Source organism: Parasutterella muris (genome assembly GCF_009767915.1).
Taxonomy (GTDB): Bacteria; Pseudomonadota; Gammaproteobacteria; order Burkholderiales; family Burkholderiaceae_F; genus Parasutterella; species Parasutterella muris.
This window is the reverse complement of sequence record NZ_WSRP01000015.1, coordinates 1-17,907: the sequence shown is the minus strand read 5'-3', so window position 1 is coordinate 17,907 and position 17,907 is coordinate 1. Positions and strand designations below refer to the sequence as shown.

Genomic DNA, 17,907 nt, shown 5'->3' with positions numbered 1-17,907 from the left:
CCGGCTTTTTACTTCTGACAACAAAGGATCAGACTTCTTTTGTCAGTGCGTATGTAGCGATTTTGCCTTCACAGGGACGGCCGTCCGTAATCCAAATTCTGCGGGCGGTTAAGTCCATGACGATGCCGTAAATTGTGCAGAAGCGTTTGTACTTCGGATCTCTCGGATCTTCATGAGAGCAAACTGAATCCGGGAAATTCTGGTGAGACGAAAGAATTCCAAATAAGGTCTTCTCGTCCACCGGATAGTTCACTTTTTTTACTTCTCTTCTCAGCGTGTTGTAGCGCATGAAGGTATCGGTCAAGTCACGCTTGAATGTATCCTGCGCCGCAAAGAGCGGAGAAAGATAGTGATTCGTATGGCAGAGCGGCTCTCCCTCGCTCATGATCACATCGAAATTATCCGGTGTGTATTCCAGCGCAAATAGATAGTCCGAGGCCGTACCGATATCAAAATTACCGGCGCCTGCCCTATCGCACTGTGCAACGGCTTCGATAGCGTCGCTCGCTTTATTCGTATTGAGAATCATTCGATACAGAACAGGAAGCGGCATACCGATTTTGCCTTTGCCCACACTCAGGGCGTTTAAACAAACACCGATTCCATGAGAGTTAAGGCCTTTACCGCCAATCATGCCCGCTTCAACCGCAATCAACTGATCAGGTTTGCCCTCTTTTTGGATTTTTAAAACGCAAACATTTTCAACGGCAGGAATCAGCCAGTCCCATGTCTGACCCATGTATACATGGCCGTCTTTTCCGTGTTCGCTAAGGAAGCCGACGAAACTGCAGCCGTCCGGTCTTGCAAAAATCACCTCGCTTCGGCAGTTAAGCGTGAGAATGTCTTCAAAAGATACGCCGGCGCCCTCTGCCACGGCATGCATTTCATCAAGCAAATCAGGTGCGCTGTTCTGGATCAGAAAGATGAAACTCTGAGCAAGCTGCTTCGCTTCAATCCATTCCATTCGAGCATATTCTTTAAAAAATGTTCTGTAGAAAGCCAAATTACGGTGAATCATTTCCTTGGCTTCACGACCGTATTTCAGTCCGATTTCCCGGGATGTTCCGGAGAGTTCGATGTATATATGCTGAGGCTTCATAGCGCTTCCATCGGGTGTTTTTATACTTAACCATGCTAGGCTCAAACACCCCGCAAGTAAATATCCCACTTGCGCAGTGTGAGCACCGGGAGACCCTGTCAGAGACGCTCACTCAGCAGGCGAGCGTGTTCCCGACACCTGATTCGAATCTCTTCGAGCTTGATTTCGTCGCCTTTGGCTCCGGCTGAATTTAAACCAAAAGTGACCTGAGGCGGTTCCCAGAGCATAGAGCACATTTTTACGACCTGCGCCAGCGGCTTAAATAAATCCTCTGCGCTGAATCCAAGTATTCCGCCCTCGTACACCGATTGTTTTACTCCGGTCGTGATCGATGCGATAAGACGTTTATTCTCAAGCTTTGAACCGGAGGAACCATAAGCAAAGCCGTAACTAAGCACGCCTTCGAGGTATCTGCGCATAATGGACGGACAGCTGTACCACATGAGCGGGAACTGCCAGACCACCGTATCCGCCTCAATGAGCTTGCGTTGTTCCGCCTCTATATCGATATCGAAATCCGGATAAAGTTCAATCAGGTTCGAGAGTTTAATTTGCGGACGAAGCTTTTGAAGTTCTTCAAGAATGGCACGGTTGGCAACAGAATCCTTCCAATACGGATGACCAATAACAATTAAGGCATTACTCATGTTCTTCCTACCTCCAATATTGCTGTTTTATTTTTACAGGAATCCGAGGCTCTCAGATTTGGAATTTACCGTTTTGGTCACGCAGTTTCTTCTTGTATTTTTTGATCGGTTAAAGCGGGCTTTAATGTGTTCAAAGACCCGATGTGCGATATGCGGCAAACCGACCGGCTGTGCTGAATCTACTCTGATAAGCGAGTGCGTCGGAAAGGCACTACGGCCTCTGACGCACATCTTCTGTCGACAAATTGAATATATCTGCCGATGTACTCTATTTAATTGAGACTATTAAGGTTTCTTAATTTTTGAAGTCAGGATTTCAATTGCGCGCTTATAGTCCTTAGGCTCAAGTTCACGATAAAGGCGATGAATCATTCGGTGGCAGTTCGAACACATAGGTCTCAGATTTGTGTAGTCATTTTCACGTTCACCTTCTGACACCGGAACAATGTGATGAACCTCAATGAAGTTTTCGCCGAGCTCTGGTCCGTAAAACGATTCAAAACTAAAACCGCAGGCTGCACACTTATAGCCATACTTTCTCAGCGCTTGCTTTCGAAGCTGGTTATTCCTTTCATAACTATAAGTGAATAGCTTCTTTTTTCCTCCTTCTACTACTGCTGTCACATAGTCGTCGCTGGGGTTTAAGTTTAAATCTTCTTTTTCTTCGATTCCTTTGCTTCCAGAAGTAACGTTCCCATTAACTACATTTCTTGTATTTTTCTCTTGACTGGATTTTTCAGCTTGATGACAAAATAATTCAAGTGATTTATCCAGTCCTCGTGTAAAAGCTTCGACATCTGAAAATTTAGCTTTTGCACCACAATTTGATGAGTGCCCAGGTTTGACAGGAAAATCCACAAGGTTAGAGTTCAAGCGCAGCTCATCTACGAACTGCAAGGTATTTAACTCATTTCTTATATCAAAAAAATTGGTTGAAAATAGACTGAATTAGTTAAAAATTCAAACACAATCTTAGCGTTACGATTTTTTTGCCACTTTCCTACATACGGGGCTGCTTTTTTCCCATTGTTTTCAATCGACAACGATGGGAGACCTTTCCCTCTAAACTCTGATAATTTGTTAAGTTCTCTAAAGAGTATCCCTCTTATAGAGGAATTCAACAATTTGCTCCCCTTCCAAAATAGTGAGAGTTCTTCTACCAGTAAACCTCTTCATATTCTTTCTCCAATTTAAGGGACCAATATAAATCGTTCCGTTACATTTTAAGATTTGCATCTTTAGATACACTTCTCACGTCGAACCATTCAACAGGAATTTGAGAGTATCTCTTTTATTTCAATGCAAAACACCTCTGTTAAAAGGCTCTCCTCAAGGATCTTATATGCAAAATATCCCACCCAGCGGATCATACAATTCTAGTCTCATAGCTTTTTTAGACTATTAAGGCGACTTCATTTTATCCAATTAAAAAGCCACCAATAACCTTGTCATCGGGGTTTTACCACCTCTTTCCGGTTAAGATATGAAAAAAGCTGAAAGACCTTCGTATGCCAAAAATCAAACTATCCGACAATGATTTAGTAGAGGCACTTAAGACCTCTTTTATCTCAAAGGGATTTATTGATTCCGATCCCCTTTTACGCGTTCAATTACTGTTTAACCAAAAAGGTGATCAGACTCATTCTGTAAAAAAAATAGTTTCTGAAATCATTAAAGAACTTGAGGGCTGCGAGTCTTTTGACTTCAGCGTAGCGTTCATCACGGATGCCGGAAGGCAACTTCTTTATAAAACTCTGAGAACTCTTGAAGAAAAGGGAGTGCCTGGGAGAATTCTCACAACGGACTATAACCTCTTTACACAACCATCCGCCCTAGGCAGGCTATCCGAATTCAAGAATATAAAAATAAAAATGTTCCGATGCGAGGAGCAACAAAAGTTCCATACAAAAGGCTTTATCTTCCACCATAAAGATAAAACCACAGCCATTATTGGAAGCTCCAACCTTACCCAGGACGCTTTATCTTCAACAAAAGAATGGAACGTTCGACTGGTATCTAAAAAGGACGGCGAGTTTATCAGCAGCTTGGAGCACGAATTTAATGAGTTATGGAACTGTTCCCAAAGCCATGACCTTGAAAAGGTGTTAGACGACTACACGGTCGAATACGAAAAAAAGAAAAAGGACGAACGCGCAGCTCGCGAATTGCTGAAAAATTCTGGAAATGCTGAGCCTACGACTCGGCTTTATCCAAATACAATGCAGAAGCCTTTCATTAAGAACCTAACCAACTACTACATCCACGGCGAAACCAGAGCCATGCTCATTTCTGCCACAGGCACGGGTAAAACCTTTGCAGCGGCATTTGCGATTCGCCATTTAATGAACTTGAAACCTTCAGATTGGCCAAAAGATTCCGTTATCCGTAAGTCTCCCAAAAAAATATTGTTTGTCGTGCATAGAGAACAAATTGCAAAGCAAGCGTTGCGGAGCTTCAAAAGAATAAACGGTGCCAATAAGACATATGGCTTGTTAACCGGCAATGGGAAAAAGCTAGACAACGATTTCACGTTCGCTACCATCCAAACAATAAGTCAGGATATTGTTTATAAAAATATCGATGCTAACTATTTTGACGTCATCATCATTGATGAGGTTCACAGAGCTGGCGCTAAGTCCTACAAAAAAATCATGGAGCACTTTAAGCCCGAATTTTGGTTAGGCATGACTGCAAGTCCTGATAGAACTGATGGTGAAGATATTTACAGTCTGTTTGATCACAACATCGCCTATGAAATTCGTCTGCAAGATGCCTTGAACGAAGATCTCCTATGTCCCTTTCACTACTACGGAATATCGGATCTCACAGTTAATAACAAACCTTTCTCAGAGCTCTCCGAATTTAATTGTCTCGAATTTAAGGAGCGAGTTAAGCATGTTCTACGAGCTGCGCACGACTACGGATTCTCCGGAAAACGAGTTAAAGGGCTAATTTTCTGTTCCAGAAACGATGAAGCAAAAGCCCTAGAAATTGGACTGAATAAACAAGGGAAACGAACCCTTGCACTCTCGGGGAAAAACTCGCAGCAAGAACGCGATATTGCTATTCAGAGACTGGTAAGTGATGTAGATGACCAGTTAGCGCTGGATTACATTATTACTGTCGATATTTTCAACGAAGGTATCGACATTCCTGAAATCAACCAAGTTTTGCTGTTACGCCCGACCGAAAGTTCAATTATCTTCATCCAGCAATTAGGTCGTGGATTGAGAAAGGCGAAAGATAAAGATTATGTTGTCGTTATCGACTTCATCGCAAACTACGAAAAGAACTACCTCATTCCCATCGCACTTTCTGGTGATAACTCTTATCAGAAAGAGTCAATGCGCAAATACATTGGTAGTGGTACAAAGATCATCCCTGGTGCCTCAACCGTAGAATTCGAAGAGCAAGTCAAACAACAAATTCTCAATTCAATTGATAGAGCCAAAACAAATTCAATTGGATTGATAAAAGAATCCTACAACATTCTGCGCCATAAGCTCGGTCGAATTCCTCGTCTTGTTGAATTTGCCGAGCATAACGCAATCACTCCATTAAAAATCTTTCAAAATAAGCAGTTGCTGTCTTATTACAACTTCCTTGTCCACGCAGCGAAAGAAAATCTTCCTTTTGTGCTGGATCAGGAACAAATCGAGTTCTTAAATTTCTTGTCCATCCGTGTAGCCGACGCAAAACGCATCGCCGAAGCTGTTCTTCTTGAACTTGTAGTTGAAGCCAAGCCAGGAGAGAAGTTACGCTCAGGATTAACGTCTAAGCTAAAAGATCTCTGGAAAATTGACGCATCCGACGATCTAATCAACAACGTATTTCTTGTGCTCTCTGGTCAGTTTGCGATTACAGAAGCCGAAAGAAACCAAACTGTTAATTGGGCTGTCGTTGAACGAACGGGTTCTGATGATTTTTCTGTAACTGAGAAATTCAGGCGAGCCTTAGAGCAAAGTAAAGAGTTTAATGATCAAATCCAGCAGATAATCGACTTTGCCAAGCAACGTTATTTGGCTAAATTTAAGTATCGCTACAAAGATACAAGTCTGGTCCTCTATGAAACCTATTCATATGCAGATACTTGCCGCTTGTTAAATTGGCCAAAGAACCTAAATGGTCAAAACATCGGTGGCTATAAGTACGATGCCGCCACTAAAACTTTCCCCGTATTCGTCAACTATCGCAAAGATGACGATGCAATCGCCTACGAAGATCATTTCGAATCCGATCGGCTACTGGTAGCGATCTCCAAGACAAAACGATCGGTAGACTCCCCAGATGCGGATCGCATTTACAAGAGAAAGCCAGAAAACAAGGATAATCGGATTTTCTTGTTCGTTAGGAAGAACAAAGAAGATCAAGAGGCAAAATTGTTCTATTTCCTTGGTGAAATTGAAGCTGAAGGTCAACCTGAGAAGATCCTACTTCAAAGCAAATCTCAACCAGAAAAAAAGGACAATGCGTTTAAAATCAGGTACAAGTTAGAGACAGCCGTAAGAAGTGATATCTACGACTACATCACTGGAGAATAGTTTTGAAGACAATTGAAGTAGTTGCCGCGATCATCCATCACGATGGCAAGATTCTAGCCACACAACGTGGCTATGGTGAATTCAAAGACGGCTGGGAGTTCCCCGGCGGCAAAATGGAACCGGGCGAAACCGCTGAAGACGCAATCATCCGCGAAATCAAAGAAGAACTCGAGGTAGAAATCAAACCCGAAAAACTGCTGGTCACCGTGGATTACGATTACCCGAAATTCCACTTAACCATGCACTGCTTTATCTCGTCTATCGTCTCTGGACACATCCTCCTCACCGAGCATGAAGCGGCTAAGTGGCTGCTGCCTAGTGAACTGGAAACCGTGGATTGGCTCCCCGCTGACGTCGAAGTCGCGGAAAAACTCAAAGAGTACCTTGCAGGAAAAAATCACTAAAACGATTCGGGCCGCACTTATGCGGCCCTTTCATCAGGCTTCAGAGGCGTAACTCAGAACTGTCGGACTTTCAATGTCGACGCCAAACTGTTTGGCACGCTTGAGAATCGCTTTGGCAAGCTTAGGCTTAAGCTCCTCGGGACAATATCTGAAATACGCTTCCGCGGCGCGTACATGCGCCGCATCCGGCATCGGATATTCTCTTCTTTCCGGAAGCCCGAAAACAGAGTCCGGAAGCTCTTCCTTTTCCTTATAACTGATTCTGTCGCTCATCGTTAAAGCTCCTTAATTGATTCTTCGAAGTATAAAAAATCTGAGATTGGAGCCCGTATAATTTTCGACAGAAATGGGCATAAAGCCCGCTAATTAAACTACAGACTTTTAAAACCTCATTGCCATGTTCCCTTGGGCCTCTTTTCTTCTTTATACGTTCGTGACTTCTATCACGCCCGGACCGAACAACATCATGTCGATGTCGCTCGGACTTAGAGTTGGCTTTAAGAAGACGCTTTTCTTTAATGCGGGCGTACTCACAGGCTTCTGCATCATTACCAACCTGTGCGCTTTTTTCTGCGCAAAACTCAATGAGCTGATCCCGGGCATCATGATGCCGATGCTGATCCTCGGTACTCTGTACCTGCTTTGGCTCGCTTGGAAAATCTGTCAGGCAACCTATAACACCAACGCCGTAGAACCCAAAAAAGGACAGGCTTACTTCTCCGGCCTCTTCCTGCAGTTCGTTAACGTGAAGGTCTTTGTCTCTGCCATTATGTCGCTGCAGATGTTTGTTCTGCCCTATTACCAGTCCTGGGAAGCTTTGGTTTTCTTCGCGACATTCATCGCAATCTGCGGAACAAGCTGCAACTTGGTGTGGTCGGGATTCGGCTCAATCGCGGCCTCCCTTTTCGCCAAATACACCAAACTCATCAACACCGTCCTCGCAGTATCTTTAATCTTCTGCGCGGTATGCCTTTGGATCTAATTCCCTAATCGCCTTTTTCTGCTCCGCAGATATAATCAATTCAAACCACTATCGGAGCAGAAAATGAAGGAACACAGCCAAAAGGTCTATGCCGCCATTGACTTGAAGTCCTTTTACGCCTCCGTCGAGTGTTTCCAAAGAAACTTAAATCCGCTGGATGCGATGCTGGTTGTCGCGGATCCGACCCGCACTTCTAAAACTATCTGCCTGGCTGTCTCACCGGCCCTAAAATCATTAGGCGTCAGCGGCAGGCCCCGCCTCTTTGAAGTAGAAGCCAGAGTCAAAGCCATTAACGCTCAGCGCAGAGCCGCGCTTAAAGGCAAACCTTTCAGCGGCAAAACCGAAAGCTTTAAAGAGTACGCCTCCGACCCGACAAAGGAACTCTCATTTGTGATCGCACCGCCGCAAATGGCGCAGTACATTAAAACCAGTACAAAAATCTATGAGACCTACCTTGAACTGATCGCGGCCGAAGATATCCATGTGTACTCTATTGACGAAGTGTTTATCGACATTACGCCGTACTTGGAAACCTATGCCCTGAGCGCACACGACCTCACAATGAAACTTATCCGGCGTGTGCTTGCCCGTACCGGGATCACCGCGACGGGCGGCATCGGCCCCAATCTCTATCTCGCTAAGATCGCGATGGATATCATGGCAAAGCATATCGAAGCGGATAAGGACGGAGTGCGTATCGCGGAACTCACGGTTGAGAGCTACAGACAAAACCTCTGGTCTCATCGGCCGCTGAGAGATTTTTGGCGCGTCGGCGCGGGCTACGCCCGATCGCTCGAAAAATACGGCATCTTCACGATGGGCGATATCGCGCGCTGCTCTCTCGCAAATGAAGAACTCCTCTACCGGCTCTTCGGCGTTAACGCCGAACTTCTCATTGATCATGCCTGGGGTTATGAACCGTGCACGATCGCGGAAATCAAAGCGTATCGGCCTGAGGGAAAAAGCGTGGGCTCGGGGCAAGTGCTCCAAGACCCTTATACGAACGAAAAAGCGCTCCTTGTCACAAGGGAAATGGCTGATTCGCTCGGATTCGATCTTCTCGCCAAAAACCTTAAAACGGCAAAGCTCGTCTTAACCGTCGGCTACGATATCGAAAATCTGACCAATCCGAGCATCCGCTCCCGCTATCACGGAGAAATTAAAACCGATAACTATGGAAGGAGTGTCCCGAAGGCTGCGCACGGAACCATTAATTTGGACCATGCGACCTCTTCCTCGGTTCTCATCCGTAAAGCGGCCGAAGATCTCTTTAATCGTATTGTCAATCCGATCCTCCTGGTGCGCAGAATCAACATGTCGGCTGTCATCACGGAAGAGTCGGAACAAAAAACACAGGACTCGGAAGCTCAGCTCGATCTTTTCGGAAGTTTCGGCGAAGGACCGGCGCCGCAAAAGACCAGTGCTCAGGAAGAAAAAGAAGATAAAGTCCGCAAAGCCATCCTCGCTGTGCGGGAGAAGTTCGGTAAAAACGCGCTGATTAAGGGCATGAACCTCGAAGAAGGCGCGACCGGACAGCTGCGCAACAACCAAATCGGAGGACATAAAGCGTGAGCGGACCCTACGACGACATCATTCATCTTGATCGGCCTGTCTCTAAACGTCATCGGCCGATGGAACGCGCCAAACGCGCGGCACAGTTCGCGCCGTTTGCGGCTCTGACCGGGTACGATGACTGCATCACCGAAGCGTCCAGATTTGTCGATAAACCGCTCGAACTCGATGAGCAGGCGTTGGAAGAGCTGAATCAGCGCCTGAGCGACGCGCTTTCCGATCCGAGCTGCCGTGTGCGCTTCACTATCTTTAGGCCTGACCCCCTGAAAGAAGGCGGCGTCACCGAAGAACTCATCGGGCAAATCAAAAAGTTTGATGAATACACAGGCGTCGTCACACTGCAGAGCGGACTAAAGATTTACGCGCAGCATATCCGCGCAATCGAAATCCTTAAAAGTCCTGAAGAAGAATAAGACAATCCCGCCAAAGACTTTCATCTCGGCGGGATTCTAATCAGAAATTCAAAAAAGCGGTTATTCCGGTTTCAGAATCTTCTTAACGCGCCACAGCTCAGCAAAAGCTTCATTCATTTCTTCCTTAATGAGCTTTTTCTGAACGCCGTAAACTTCTCTGTAAAGCTTGGTTTTTTCTTCGCGCGGCGCATATTCTTCATCAACCACCAGAATCTTCTCAAGTTCCGGAATAATCTCCTTCACGTCTCCGGCGGCATAAGCGGCAAAGAGGCAGTTCGTCACGACCGCGCCGCCTTTGTTCTTATAGCGCACGACTTCCGCGTCCAGCATGTCGGATTTAATCTGATTCCACAGCGAGTCGCGGCTTCCGCCTTCCGTCACGGTAATACGGTCAAGATTGACACCGGCCGCTCTGTAATAGTCGCAGATCTCCATGTAGTCGTATCCGATGGACTCCAGAACAGAGCGCCACATCACCGCCTGATCGTCTTCAAGCGTCAGTCCGAGAAAACATCCGCACTTCTTCGCGTTCTCATCCTGTCCGCCCGTCAGATATGGAACAAAGAGTACACCGTTGGAACCGGCGGGGACTTTAGCTGCCCGCTCGCTCAAATCCGTGTAATAGACCGCGTCGTTCGCCTTGTGGCAGACCGAATCCTTAAACCATCTGAGCGCAAGACCGCCGGTGCGGATCATGCCCCAATAGAAATAGGTATCGGGAAGAGATCCGGAATTAAAGATGAGATTCATACCCTTTTGGCTGAGCTCCGGAATAATCCCTTTTGTAGAGACACAGAACATCGCGCAGGTACCTGCGACGTCCACGCCCTTGCCTGCTTCGTAGTTGCCGGAGCCGATCATGGACTGCATGGTGTCGCCCGCGCCGCCGCAAATCGGTGTACCCGCGGCAAGACCGGTTCTTTCTGCCATCTCGGGCGACAGATGCCCGATGATGTCCCAGGGCTTCACAATACGCGGCATATAGCGCTTATCAATGCCGAGAATCTCAAGCTGCTCGTCCGACCACTCTTTTTTCATAACGTTGTAGCCCATACCCCAGCCGGACATGGCGCCCCAGTCAATAAACGCGTCCTTGCCCTTAAGCCCCGCGAGATGCGCGAGGATATACGGCGCGTTGTGCATGAACTTAACGCCCTGTTGCTGGAACTTGGTGCTGTTTTTCAGGAACCAGCGCGCAAACATTGCCGGGAACATAGTCGAGGCCTGAGGGTTGCCGGTTTCTTTATTCCAAATATCCAAGTCCAGAGAATTGATATAGCGAACGTCCTCTTCGGTTCTGGTATCCAGATAGTTCACGTAAGGCGTAATCGCGTCGCCCTCTTCATTAACGCCCGCAATACCGCAGATAATGCCGTCGCCCATCACGGCCCGAATGTCTTTGGGATCGTAGCCGAGCGCCTTAATGTCTTCCATACAGCGCTTGATGCATCGAATGGTGATATCCAGAAATTCATCCAGATCCATTTCTACCCAGCCGGGATTCGGATAGCGAAGAATCGTAGGAAGACTCTGGGAGGTCAGATTATTGAGGTTTTCGTCATACACCGAGACTTTGACACTCTGTGTACCGGCGTCAAATCCGAGATAAAGCTTTGGCATCCGCTGCTCCTTTTCCCATGCGTTTGAGGTATTGGATTTTCATCAATCTACCTGCGTTATGGTACACACCGAATCACTTTATTTACAAGTGTATGAGCGTTTATCCGAGTTTGACTCGCCCTTAATCATTCAAATCCGCTGAGCTCCTTAACTTTTTTCTATCAGTTCACACCGCAGATCTTTGCCGATTCAAAGTCTGTCAGCCGCTCATTCGACCTGCAAAAAATTGGCTCAGTTATCTCGCAGACAATCAGGGAACAGGACAACAAAAAAATAATCGTCCTTCTAAGCGTCTATCGGCGCTCCCGGAGCCGCTCACTTCGCGAGCGCGAGCAGAATGACGCCCGCAAGCATACAGACCACCCCGAAAATCTTATGCGAGGTGACTTTTTCTTTTAAGGCCGCCGCGCCAATGAAAAGCGCAAGCAGCATCGAAATCTCTCGAGTCGGTGCGACATAAGCCAACGGCGCATACAGCAGCGCAAAGAGTACCAGCAGGTATGCGGCAGGATGAGCCGCGCCAATAAAGAGCGCGTATTTCCAGCGCTTCTGCAGATCTTCCTTAAAGGCCGCTCGAGCGAACGGGCGCAGTAAAACCGGCGGCCCAAGAAAAAGCAGACGGACAAACATTCCGGGCTCGTAATGGATAAGGGGCGCCATTCCGAGAAGCTGAATCGCAAACCCGTCCAGACTGGAATAAGAAGCGATGAAGAATCCGGTTAAAAGCCCCCAGAACACACCGCTTCCCAAACCGCCTTTAATCGTCTTGTCCCTGTTCGGCATCGCTAAAAACACAATACCGGCAAGGACTGCGCAAATCCCGATGACGCCGAGCGCGGAAAGCTCCTCTCCAAAAACACAGACCGCCACTAAAGCCGTCAGCGCGGGTCCCGTCCCTCTCGCGGTCGGATACACCACGAAGTAATCCGCCTTTCGGTAGCCGGTCTGCAGCACAACCGTGTATATGACATGCAGCAAAGCGCTTAATACAATCAGCAGTCACCCTTCGATCGGCAGGCGTGTGAGCTTATTGAAGTCCGCAAAAAACAAAAGCGGAAAGTAAATCAGAAGCGCAAAGATTTCGTACAGAAGAACAAATTCAGAGCCGGCTGCGCTCTTTTTAGAAACGAAGTTCCAGCGCGTGAAGCACCGCGGCCAGGACCACCAAGGCAAGCGCTGCTGAACTCATCAGTCCTCATAGTCAATCGGATCTTCACATCCGTTGGCACGGAACGCGGCAAGACGATCAATACAGGTCGCGCATTTGCCGCACGCCTTCTCCCCGCCTTCATAACAGGACCAGGTAAGATCATACGGAACGCCGAGTTTTAAGCCCTCAGCGACCACCTGAGCTTTGTTCAGACGATTAAGCGGCGCATGAAGCTTCACCAGCTCATAGGTGCCGATGCTGATCGCGCGTCCCATGGACTCGTTAAAGGCGACAGAGCAGTCCGCATATGCGTTGCCCGCCGCATCATCGGCATGCGCGCCGATCCAGATGCCGCATTCTTCTTCCGGATAGAGCGACTGGGCCAGCGCGGCTGCCGCCGACAGCATCAGTCCGTTTCTAAACGGTACATAAGTCGAGACTTTGCCTTCTCCGTCACGCGCGATCTGATCGGCGTAACTCATATGCTCCGGCTTCTCTTTGCTCGAAGAAAGCAGCGAGCAGTCGCTGTAAGCAAAAATGGACGTTAAATCGTATACGTAATGCGCCAAACCGTAGAAGTCGGCAATCTTTTGCGCACTTTCCAGCTCCTTCTCGTGCCTTTGACCGTACTTGAAGGAAAGTGTGACGACATTTGCGGAACCGAGTTCGTTGACCGCCATTGCGACGCATGTTGTGCTGTCCACTCCGCCGCTGCTCAGAACTACTGCTTTCACGATGAAATACTCCTATGAAACTCAGCGGAAATTTTAGACCTTCATTACAAACTAAATAGGCGAAAGCCCACTTTTTTAGGGCCTTCGCCTTTCGTCAGCAAGACTTTTAAAGGTCTTACTTCAGCTCTTTAATGCTGAACTTGATGTCGGCAGGGAATCCGCGGACCATGTCGCCCAGTTTAACACCTCGGAAATTGTTTTCGAGATCAACGCCCGCTTTAACCGCCTGAGTCAGTGTCTCAAGCGCGTTTGCGCCGCAGCCGTCGGTGTTCACTAAAAAAGCGGCGTCGGCAGCGATCGCGTTTACGGTCGCGCCGCCTTTAAAGCTGCTCATCGACGCGCACGGAAGCAGTTTTTCTATCTGCAGAACGGCTCTGCTGCCCGCATGGACTGCATTTGTGTTGCCGTAATTTCCGTTGGAGTGTCCGCCGGGGCCTGTGATCGAGACTTCGTAGGTCGCAGCCGAAGCGCCCGCGCTAAAAAGTCCGAGCGCGATAAGAATGAGAGATTTTTTCATAACTGTCTCCTACTTATAAATGTCTTCGGTTGTTCTGTTTCCGACCGGTCCGACAAGCGGCTGAACCACTTTACCGTCAGAAGTATTAAAGCCCGCGTTCATCAGTCCCATCAGAATCATGCGGTAAACACGTTTGCCTTCATCTTCGCCGTTTCCGGGGATTCCCCATTCGTACCAGGCATGCCCGCCGCCACCGCCTGCGTTCGTGCCGACGTTGATATTAACGGTGGGTACGCCGACCGCGGCCGGAACGTTGTCATTCAAAGAAGAAGCTCTCTCGTTGAGTTTTTTTCTTTCATCAATGCCGACCGTTTTAGCTGACTGCCAATACGCCTGCATTACACCGTCGTTGTAGTTCTTTCTCTGATGCGCGGGACGATCTCCGAACCAGACCAGTTCCATCTTCACCGCTTTCGGATCCGTATTCTTCAACCCGAATTTAGCGTTTTCCTCGTCCATCGCTTTTTGGAAGACAGGTTCGATCTTGGCGCGAATGTCGTTTAACGGTCCAGGTGTCGGGCTTCTCATATCCACAAGCAGCGTGCAGGACTGACTGCGCTCGCCGGGTTTTGCCTGTTCGCAGCTGCCGACACCCACGGTGTAGGTTGTTCTTTCCGCTTTCTTATCGGCATCCCACGGTGTTTTGAGATTCGAAATTCTCTCAATCGCACGTGACATCGCCATCATTGCCGAAGGACCTTTTGCGTCAATTTTGAGGCCTGCCGGTTCCGTGTACTTGATTTCAAAACGGTAAGAACCGAGATAATTGACCGTACCCGATTTTGGAGAAGTGCTGTCCGCACCCACGTTCGCTACAAAGTTAAGGGCATTATTGCCTTTGCCCGTGTCCTGGTTATAGCCGTAGAGCTGCTTCATGCCCGCAAGATTGCCTTTGCCTTCTTCACCCACGGTCCCGCAGACCCAAACGTCATAAACCGGCTTAACACCGTATTTGTGCATGAGATACGCCATCTGCATGACAGCGGCGGTGTTGATCATCGCGTCGTTATAGCCCGGCACATAAATTCTGTAGGCGCCCTCTTTCTGAGCTGATTCGTAATCCTGATAGCGCTTATAGGCTTTGCGGTAGTTTTCATCTTCAATGATTCTGCCCTTCTCATCAAAGTGCAGTTCATCCGCAAGCGCTTCAAGCTCTTTGGGTGTCTTAACGAGCTGCTGAGCAGAAGGCTGAAGCTTTACCGGCATATAAGGCGAGGACTCCGGCGGAAGAACCGGCGGATTTACCGTATCAATGTGGCCTTCAAGAAGAACTTTCGGAAATTGTCCTTTATAGGACTGCGCATCCTTTTGAAAGGCGTAGGTACCCGGGATACGGACACAGGCGTTGTACACAGGAAGCCCGTCAACCTTTTGAAGTCCCGCGCCTGGCAATACACCGTCAAGGCGTGTGACAACTTCCTCAGGCGTAAAGCCCCACTCCTCAACAAAGCGGCGCATGATTTCTTTCTGGCGACGCATTTCGCTGCGTGAAGGAGAAGCAATTCGCGTAATTTCCATCTGCGTGTTAAAGCGCCACTTCTGACCCTCGGGGCTCATCGCCTCTATTAATATTTTCTGCATAATCGGATCAGAGCTGATCTGAGCGGCTGACTGCTCGGCCTGGGAGCTCACCTCAGGCACGGCGGCCTGAACCGCACACGCGGCCGCCAGCAGCGAGGCCAATAATGTATATTTCATCGGCATTGTTCCTCCTTAGTAAATACCGGTTATGCAGGCATTCTACTTGGCTTGTAAATAAAGCTAAACCCCCTGGCATGCACATACTTCTTTTAATGCTCTTATTATTTAAAGGCTATGTAAGCTCAAAAGTTTGTCTTATGAAACTTCTCCGGTATCAATGCAAATTCCACTCGCCTGAAGTTTTTTAAGCTGACGATCAGTTAAGATAGGCATATTGTTGGTATCGGGACTGATTGAGTCTCGAGCAAATGATGAAAGAATAACGATGCTGGCACCTGTTCGAATGATAGTTACATATCCTCTCTACTTTGCTTTGGAAAGAGCGGTTTTCTCTTCCCAGACGTTCGAGAAGACTTGGTCTAATTTAAGGCCCAAGCTTGAGAGAGGCGTCGATCTGATCGCTCAGGAAGTTCATCCGCAGGGCGGAAGCTTCGTCAGACGTTATGTCTATCAGGAACCTGCGATCAAGAGAATCTGCACCGAATGCTTCCACGAGATGTTTTCCAACGAAGTAATGATGCTTCTTACTCAGGTTTCCTCAATTCGCAAAGACATTAGCAAGCGACAGAAACAGGTCATTGAGTGGGAAAAGGATTTAATCGCCGCTCCTAAAAAAAGCTGGAACCCGCTTAATTTTTCTCAGAACAAGCTGAAAGAAAAAATCTCACAGGGAAAGGCGAAGATCGCATCCGACGAGAGCCGTATTGCCGAACTTTCCAAGAAAGCGCTTAGCTCTCTGCACGCCCGGGGCGTAAAGATGGAAAGCGGTCAGCTTGAGAGTCTGCTTGAAAGCGTGGACGGAGAAGATATTGCATCCGTTCTGTCGGTTGCCGACGTGGTCAGCCAAATCTTCAGCCGTTTGGAAGCGCAGCTCTCTGAAAGCAGCGCAACTCCGGAACTCTCCAAAACCTACGCCGGTTTCTACATGATGTGTTCCAGACTTTATCTGGAAGCCATCAATCGCGCACTCGACAGAATCGGCAAGGTCTACCTGAAGCAGATCGCCGGCATCGAGCAGCAGGCATTCCGTCAGATCAACAAGGCCGAGGAAAAGCTTGCCCTGCCCGATCTTGCGGATTCTGCCCGCACAACGTTAAAGAACAACGTAGAAATCAACCGTCAGGTGCTTGAAGTTGTGAAGTTCTATACGCGTCATCTGAATAAACGCGCTAAGGAACTGATTGAGCTGCAGACAAAAGCGACTGTTAATTACGAAATCGCGCTCAACACCTTCCTCACCATGAAGATCGGCGCTTCGTTAGCCGACTGCATCTCGCAGGCGGAAAAGGACATGGCACAGATTTTTGAATTTGAACCGCCTTCTCTGTCCCAGCTTTATGATGCCGGCTTTAAAGAGCAGTTCAAAGCGGTCACTAATCAAATCCGCAAATAAACTTGAGGGGCTCAAATCGAGATCCTGATTTTTTTACGCTTCCGATATCTTAACCGAGTCTTTAGGCGCACCGGGCGTTCGCAGTAGGATGTATGCATGACGTTAAGGAGGTATTCTCTAATTTCAAGCAGTAAAAAATGCCGGAACAAAAAACTCATTCCGGCACCGATCGGCGTTATCGTCTGATAATCCGCAATAGCGCCGCTACTCCAATTATCGCAAGAGAAATAGAGCCTTCAATGTTGACAGCGATGTCACCATTGACGGATAATTCCTCTAACACGATAAGGAGCGGAAGTAGTCGTGTATTTTCAAACGTCATACGACTATCCTCCTTATTTACTGGGGCTCTTCCCGCACCGGCAAGTGCGGGTCGAGTCTCGTGTTTTTCATCCCGCAGGAAATTTAGAAGTTTTCATTTTCTGCAGGGCCTATGCCTCTAAAAGAAGCAATTCAAATAAAGAATCGGCGAATTGTACTTGACTTTAGAGATATTTGCACAAATATTTCCCCACCAAGTTATTCCACTGATGATGGATCCAAAAATCGCCTGAGATTGTGTCCGGAGATTGAAAAATAAAATAAAAAAATGCCGGAACAAATAACTCATTCCGGCACCGATCGGCGTTATCGTCTGATAATCCGAAATAGCGCCGCTGCTCCAATTATCAGCCTTCAATGTTGACAACAATGTCACCATTGACGGATAATTCCTCTAACACGATAAGGAGCGGGAGTAGTCGTTTTTCTTCAAACGTCGTACGACTATCCTCCTTATTTACTGGGACTCTTCCCGCACCGGCCAGTGCGGGTCGAGTCCCGTGTTTTTCTCCTCATAAGAAAGCCCTCTTCTTTCCAGAAGATGACCCCTGACTTTTTCCTATGGACGTTTATCTTGAATACGGCCGTTATTTAAAAATCTCTGATGCGGAAACGTTTTGGCCCTGAAATATTGCAGAATCTAGAGCCTCTAGCAGAGGCTCAGCTTTTAATCTGAAGGCATCTTCTTTAGAAGTCTGTCTCTTCTTCGTCGTCTTCGTAGACCTGCGCCTTTTCAGGCTCTGCATCAGGAACCGGAACCCCGAGGGCTTCAAATAACATCCGTCTTTTCCCTGCGATTTCACCGAAGTAGTA

The 17,907-nt window shown here is 47.7% G+C and carries 15 protein-coding genes; 6 read left to right on the top strand and 9 right to left on the bottom strand.

The genetic code is table 11. The features are described from left to right. Positions 1 to 28: 28 nt before the first annotated feature. From E5987_RS05870 to E5987_RS05860, 3 genes are all read right to left on the bottom strand, one after another. Positions 29 to 1,099 carry a C45 family autoproteolytic acyltransferase/hydrolase gene (locus E5987_RS05870; RefSeq protein ID WP_160335166.1) on the bottom strand — a complete coding sequence of 357 codons (1,071 nt, stop codon included), beginning with the start codon at positions 1,097 to 1,099 and terminating at the stop codon, positions 29 to 31. 98 nt (positions 1,100 to 1,197) lie between these two features. Next, on the bottom strand, positions 1,198 to 1,746 hold the full coding sequence (locus tag E5987_RS05865; protein WP_160335165.1) for an NAD(P)H-dependent oxidoreductase: 549 nt from the start codon (positions 1,744 to 1,746) through the stop codon (positions 1,198 to 1,200). A gap of 285 nt (positions 1,747 to 2,031) precedes the next feature. Then, positions 2,032 to 2,643 carry an HNH endonuclease gene (locus E5987_RS05860; RefSeq protein WP_160335164.1) on the bottom strand — a complete coding sequence of 204 codons (612 nt, stop codon included), beginning with the start codon at positions 2,641 to 2,643 and terminating at the stop codon, positions 2,032 to 2,034. A 611-nt stretch (positions 2,644 to 3,254) separates the two neighbouring features. Here E5987_RS05860 and E5987_RS05855 point away from each other — a divergent pair. Further along, positions 3,255 to 6,287 carry a DUF3427 domain-containing protein gene (locus E5987_RS05855; protein ID WP_160335163.1) on the top strand — a complete coding sequence of 1,011 codons (3,033 nt, stop codon included), beginning with the start codon at positions 3,255 to 3,257 and terminating at the stop codon, positions 6,285 to 6,287. Positions 6,288 to 6,289: 2 nt separating this feature from the next. Further along, positions 6,290 to 6,691, top strand: a complete 402-nt coding sequence (locus E5987_RS05850; protein WP_160335162.1) for a (deoxy)nucleoside triphosphate pyrophosphohydrolase — start codon at positions 6,290 to 6,292, stop codon at positions 6,689 to 6,691. 33 nt (positions 6,692 to 6,724) lie between these two features. Here E5987_RS05850 and E5987_RS05845 read toward each other — a convergent pair whose 3' ends face one another. After that, the gene (locus tag E5987_RS05845) at positions 6,725 to 6,964 is read right to left on the bottom strand and encodes a hypothetical protein (RefSeq protein ID WP_160335161.1); all 240 of its coding nucleotides are present in this window, start codon (positions 6,962 to 6,964) and stop codon (positions 6,725 to 6,727) included. A 124-nt stretch (positions 6,965 to 7,088) separates the two neighbouring features. On the opposite strand from E5987_RS05845, the gene E5987_RS05840 reads away from it, so the two are divergent. From E5987_RS05840 to E5987_RS05830, 3 genes are all read left to right on the top strand, one after another. After that, a complete protein-coding gene (locus E5987_RS05840; RefSeq protein ID WP_160335160.1) occupies positions 7,089 to 7,673 on the top strand; it encodes a LysE family transporter in 585 nt (194 codons plus the stop codon). Positions 7,674 to 7,736: 63 nt separating this feature from the next. Continuing rightward, positions 7,737 to 9,245 (top strand): Y-family DNA polymerase, encoded by a 1,509-nt coding sequence (locus E5987_RS05835; RefSeq protein WP_160335159.1) that lies wholly within the window; start codon positions 7,737 to 7,739, stop codon positions 9,243 to 9,245. Continuing rightward, the gene (locus tag E5987_RS05830; protein ID WP_160335158.1) at positions 9,242 to 9,658 is read left to right on the top strand and encodes a YolD-like family protein; all 417 of its coding nucleotides are present in this window, start codon (positions 9,242 to 9,244) and stop codon (positions 9,656 to 9,658) included. The genes E5987_RS05835 and E5987_RS05830 overlap by 4 nt, the downstream gene beginning before the upstream one ends. 60 nt (positions 9,659 to 9,718) lie before the next feature. On the opposite strand, the gene E5987_RS05825 is transcribed toward E5987_RS05830, so the two are convergent. From E5987_RS05825 to E5987_RS05805, 5 genes are all read right to left on the bottom strand, one after another. Next, positions 9,719 to 11,278 (bottom strand): FGGY-family carbohydrate kinase, encoded by a 1,560-nt coding sequence (locus E5987_RS05825; RefSeq protein WP_160335157.1) that lies wholly within the window; start codon positions 11,276 to 11,278, stop codon positions 9,719 to 9,721. Positions 11,279 to 11,593: 315 nt separating this feature from the next. After that, the gene (locus tag E5987_RS05820; protein WP_237178745.1) at positions 11,594 to 12,256 is read right to left on the bottom strand and encodes a DMT family transporter; all 663 of its coding nucleotides are present in this window, start codon (positions 12,254 to 12,256) and stop codon (positions 11,594 to 11,596) included. 210 nt (positions 12,257 to 12,466) lie between these two features. Next, the gene (queC, locus tag E5987_RS05815) at positions 12,467 to 13,162 is read right to left on the bottom strand and encodes a 7-cyano-7-deazaguanine synthase QueC (protein ID WP_251450384.1); all 696 of its coding nucleotides are present in this window, start codon (positions 13,160 to 13,162) and stop codon (positions 12,467 to 12,469) included. Between the two features lie 115 nt (positions 13,163 to 13,277). Next, a complete protein-coding gene (locus E5987_RS05810; protein WP_160335156.1) occupies positions 13,278 to 13,679 on the bottom strand; it encodes a peptidase dimerization domain-containing protein in 402 nt (133 codons plus the stop codon). Between the two features lie 9 nt (positions 13,680 to 13,688). Next, positions 13,689 to 15,377, bottom strand: a complete 1,689-nt coding sequence (locus E5987_RS05805) for a zinc-binding metallopeptidase family protein (protein ID WP_237178744.1) — start codon at positions 15,375 to 15,377, stop codon at positions 13,689 to 13,691. Between the two features lie 286 nt (positions 15,378 to 15,663). On the opposite strand from E5987_RS05805, the gene E5987_RS05800 reads away from it, so the two are divergent. After that, complete coding sequence (locus E5987_RS05800; RefSeq protein ID WP_237178743.1) at positions 15,664 to 16,773, top strand: hypothetical protein; 1,110 nt, start codon at positions 15,664 to 15,666, stop codon at positions 16,771 to 16,773. Positions 16,774 to 17,907: the final 1,134 nt, after the last annotated feature.